General features: G+C 44.7%; 1 protein-coding gene. It reads left to right on the top strand.

All coding sequences use genetic code 11. The annotated features are described in order from the left end of the window. Positions 1-273 precede the first annotated feature (273 nt). Positions 274-1,179, top strand: coding sequence for a class II fructose-bisphosphate aldolase (locus tag IQ224_RS23550; protein WP_002749688.1), 906 nt, complete (start codon positions 274-276; stop codon positions 1,177-1,179). The last annotated feature ends 176 nt before the right edge of the window (positions 1,180-1,355 follow it).

Raw genomic sequence — 1,355 nt, 5'->3', positions numbered from 1 at the left:
TCTTTTGATATTAACTTATTTGTGCCTTAAGTCCTTTCCTGTATGAATTTCAGCTACTTTTGAGCTTAGGTACTCTCATTGAATTTTATTTTAAGTTAATTATTTGCATAACAATTCCCGAAGAGCCATCTTTTTGTTGGGTTTCCTTGGGTCTATGGTTGGGTTTCCTTAGGTCAATCCAACCTACTTTAGTTTCCTTGGGTCAATCCAATCGACGATAATTGCTATGATTACTATAGTCCGTAGTCGTGGTCTTTGGTTATGTTCCATATTATGCTCGCTTCTACTCAGGAACTCCTCGAAACCGCTCGCAAAAATATCTATGCGATCGGGGCTTTTAATGTTTATAACCTAGAAGGGGTCAAAGCGGTGATTAGTGCCGCCGAGGATTGCCGTAGTCCCGCTATGTTGCAAATTCACCCCAGTGCTTTGCGTTATGGCAGTTCCACCCTCGTCGCTCTCTGTTTAGAGGCCGCTCGCTCGGCCAAGGTTCCTATCTCAGTCCATCTTGACCATAGCACTAAAGCCAGCAACATCTACGAGGCTCTAGAAGCGGGGATGACCTCAATTATGGCCGATGGCTCTCATCTTCCCTACCAAGATAATCTCGCTTTTACCAAAGAAATGACTCGTCTCGCTCACGAATACGGGGCCGTGGTGGAGGCAGAAATTGGCCGAATTAGCGGCACTGAGGACGGGTTAACTATTGCCGAAAAAGAGGCTAAAATGACAGATCCGGAGCAAGCAGTGCAATTTGTGCAGGCGACGGGAGTGGATTCTCTGGCCGTAACTATCGGTAATGTGCATGGCGAGTACAAAAGTCCGCCCCGTCTCGATTTTGATCGCCTGGCCCAGATTCGACAACTTCTTTCTATTCCCCTAGTTTTACACGGTGCTTCTGGTTTACCCCCAGAAATGATCGGGCGATCGATCCAGTTAGGAGTCTGCAAATTTAATGTTAATACGGAAGTGCGTCAAGCTTATATGCAGTCCCTAAAACAGGAAATTTGTCGGCCAGAGGATAAGGATTTATTAGAGATCGCAGGAGAGGCAATTTCCGCAATGAAATCGGTAATTATCGACAAATTAACCCTTTTTGGTGCTGTCAATAAGGCCCACCTCCACGAAACTCCCTACGCTCAAATGTTAGCGGGACTATCAGTTATCAGTAAACAGTAATCAGTTATCAGTAGATATCTGCAATTCACTGAAAAAATACGGGTTAATCAACCAGAAAGACTTTTAGTCTTGAGATAATATTAAGTAGGTAGGTATTAAAAACTTTCAGATGCCCCTCTTATTAAGGGGGGATTAAGGGGGGATCGGCACCCCCCTTATTAAGGGGGGATTAAGGG

Source organism: Microcystis sp. LEGE 00066, from assembly GCF_015207925.1.
GTDB classification, from domain to species: domain Bacteria; phylum Cyanobacteriota; class Cyanobacteriia; order Cyanobacteriales; family Microcystaceae; genus Microcystis; species Microcystis ichthyoblabe_A.
The sequence above is the reverse complement of the archived record's forward strand: the minus strand, read 5'-3'. Positions and strand labels throughout refer to the sequence as shown.